1 protein-coding gene is annotated in these 3591 nt (G+C 67.5%); it reads right to left on the reverse strand.

The window, feature by feature from the left end:
* Positions 1-81: 81 nt before the first annotated feature.
* Positions 82-3591, reverse strand: a 3510-nt coding sequence (locus tag ACFSXZ_RS40945; RefSeq protein ID WP_378271942.1) for an amino acid adenylation domain-containing protein, incomplete at its 5' end; no start/stop codon positions are given.

Below are 3591 nucleotides of genomic sequence, written 5' to 3' on the forward strand. Positions count from 1 at the left end.
GCGAATCATCGTTCAACGTATGGAAAAGCATCCCCGCCTGCAACGGCGCCAACCGGTAAATGTTGTCAACCCCTGCATCGCTCATTCGACAAACCTTTCCAATACCGCGGCCAACGCCGCTTCGTCCAGGCCGGACAGCGGGAAGTCGGCCGCGGATCGCGTGGTCGAATCGGCCACCGCCGCCGTCAGAGCGCGGAGGTGATCGAGCAGTCCAGCGGAGACTCGTTCGATCGTCTCGGTGTCGTGCAGAGATGGCGTGTAGTCGAGGTAGACGAGCAGGTCGCCGTCTCGCACGACGCAGCGCACATCGATCAGGTGCCGACGAGTGGTCGCCGGGTCGACCGGCTCACCGGAGGGTTCGGCGCCGTCCGCGTACCGGCCCAGGCCAGGCACCTCGTTCTCGTACTGGCCGAGGTAGTTCAAGCTGATTTCCGGCATGTCCTGCGCGCCGAGCTGCCGGCGAACCGCGTCGCTGCCGGCATAGCGGAGCGCCCCGTACCCGATTCCGTTGTTCGGGACGGCGTCGAGTTGCGCGGTGACCTGGCGGAGGCATTCGGCCACGTCGACTGCAGATCCGATGTCGATCACTACCGGGAAGATGCTGGTGAACCACCCGACAGTGCGGGAGAGGTCGACGTCGGCAAAGAGATCTTCGCGGCCGTGGCCCTCCATGTCGATGACACACGCGGTCTGACCCGTCCAGTCGCGGAGCGCGCAGGCCAGTGCGGTCAAGAGGACGTCGTTGATCCGGGTGTCGAACGCTCGCGGCACGTCTCGCAGCAACGCGGCGGTCTGCTCTGGCCCCAACGACGCCGCCACCGTCCGCACGGCGGCGAACGTGTTGGCGCCGTCGCCGTCCCGGGGCAGTCCGGTGGCCGGTCGCGGCCGGTTCCAGTACGGCAGTTCCGCCAGACAAGCGGCTGACCCGGCGTACCGCTCCAGTCGCGCGGACCATTCGGGGAACGAGGTGGTCTTGGCGGACAGCAGTACGGAACGGCCTGCCTTGACCTGCTCGTAGGCGTTCGCGAGGTCGTCCAGCAGGATGCGCCAGGACACGCCGTCCACGACCAGATGGTGGATGACGATCAGCAGTCGCTGGCCGCGATCCGGCCCGAGGTCGAACAGCACCGCGCGCAGCAGCGGCCCGGCCGCCAGATCTACGCTCCGGTGAGCGTCGTCGGCCAGCGTCCGAATCATGGCCCCCGCATCCGGTTCGGCGGACAGGTCGTGTGTCCGGACCACCGTCTCGGCACCCTCGGCGATGTGTTGTGCCCAGCCGTGCGGTTCGCGGGTGAACCGGGCCCGCAGCATGTCGTGATGGTCGGCCAAGGCTGCGAGGGCCGGCTCCAGCGCATCGGGCGCCAGCCCTTGAACCGTCATCATCACCGACTGGTTGAACCGATCCGGTCGTGCCATATCCCATTCGAAAAACCACCGCTGCACCGGTGACAGCACGGCCTCGCCGGCGACCCTGCCCTGTTCGGCCACCACCGGTGCCGACGCTCTCGCCGCGACCACGATTTCAGCGACGGTCGCATGCTGGAACAGCAGCCGGGGAGTCACATGGATACCGAACTTCTTCAACCGCGTGATCACCTGGATGCAGAGGATCGAGTCACCACCCAGTTCGAAAAAGTTGTCGTACCGGCCGACCTGGTCGACACCGAGCACCTCGGACCAGGTTCGCGCGACCGCCTGCTCGGCCGGATCCCGAGGCGGGACGTACCCGGTGGCCGGCTTGGGGCGGCCGCCATCGGGAGCAGGCAACGCTCGGCGGTCCACCTTGCCGTTCGCCGTCAGCGGCAACGCGTCCAACAGCACGAACGCGCCGGGCACCAGGTACTCCGGGAGGCTGCGTTTACACCACTCCCGGAGCACCGGCGCGCTCGCCGTGCCCGCCGGCACGCAGTAGGCCACCAACCGCTTGTCTCCGGGCGTGTCTTCGCGCACGGTGACCACGCATGAAGACACCTCCGGATGCCCGGCCAGCACCGACTCCACCTCGCCCGGCTCGATCCGGAACCCGCGGAGTTTCACCTGGTCATCGAGCCTGCCGACGAAGTCCAGTGTCCCGTCGGGCAACCACCGGACGATGTCCCCGGTCCGGTACACCCGCGCGGTAGGGTCGGCGGAGAACGGGTCGGCGGTGAACCGCTCCTCGGTCAGCTCGGGCCGGTTGTGATAGCCACGGGCGACGCCGACGCCGCCGACCAGCAACTCCCCCGGCACCCCGACCGGCACCAACCGGTCACCACGATCGACCACATAGACCGTCGTGTTCGCGACCGGTCGCCCGATCGGCACACCGGCCAAGCCGTAGGGCGCGTCAGTCAGGTCGGCGCAGCAGGTGAACGTGGTGGTCTCCGTCGGCCCGTACCCATTGGTCAACCGCGTACCGGACAGCGCCCGCCGGAACCGGTCGACATGCGACGGCGAGAGCACATCACCACCCGCCAGCACATGCCGCAACCCGGCGAGCGATCGCGGATCGGAATCCACGACGGCATGGAACAACCCAGCCGTCAGCCACGCGACCGTCACGTGGGAACGCCGGATCTCCTCGGCAAGGCCGGCCGGATCGGGCGCACCGGGCGGCGCCATCGCCACCGTCGCCCCGTTGATCAACGGCACCCAGATCTCGAAAGTCGCCGCGTCGAACGACACCGGCGCCAGTTGCAGGAACACGTCACCCGGAACGATATCCACGTAGTCACCGTTGATCGCGAGACTCACGATCGAGTCGTGACGGATCTCGGCGCCCTTCGGCTCCCCCGTCGAACCCGAGGTGTACATCACGTACGCGAGATCATCCGGTCGGACCTCGGCCACCAGATCGGTGTCGGAGAGCGCGCTGATCGCGGGCCAGTCCTCGTCCACCACCACGACATCCGCCGCCGGCACCGAGAACCGCACGGCACTGTGTGTGAGGACCGTGGGAGCGGCGGTTTCCGACAGCATGAACGCCAACCGCTGCGCCGGATATCCCGGATCCAGTGGCACATAGGCAGCGCCGGCTTTCAACACCCCCAACAACGCCACCACGAGTTCCAACGACCGCGGCAGGCACACGCCGATGACTGCACCCGGCCGGACGCCGCGGTTCACCAGAAATCGGGCGAGCTGGTTGGCCTGGGCGTTCAACTGACCATACGTCAAGGATTCCGAGCCGAACGTCACCGCAATGGCGTCGGGCTCGCGCCGCTGCACCAGTTCGTGCACGCACGCGTCCCGGGGAAACTCGGCCGCGGTGTCGTTCCACTCGACCAGCAGTCGCCGACGCTCGGCAGGGGTCAACATCTCCAGCTCGCGCAACCGCGCCGACGGGTTGGCGACCACGCTCGCCAGCAGAGTCAGAAAATGGCCGGCCATCCGGTCCACTGCCGACGGATCGAACAAGCCGAGATCGTAGGTGAATCGAGCGGAGAACGTATCCGCCAGGTGGGTCACCACCGAAATCGGATAGTCCTGCCACTCGACGGCCGTGCGCCGCTGCCGGGTGATGCCGTGCGGGAGTTCGGCGGCCGAGCCGGCAGCGGGATAATTCTCGAACACCAGAATCGAGTCGAACAGCCGGGTTCCCCGAGGGATGTC

It is taken from the genome of Amycolatopsis pigmentata (assembly GCF_042684065.1).
Taxonomy (GTDB): Bacteria; Actinomycetota; Actinomycetes; order Mycobacteriales; family Pseudonocardiaceae; genus Amycolatopsis_E; species Amycolatopsis_E pigmentata.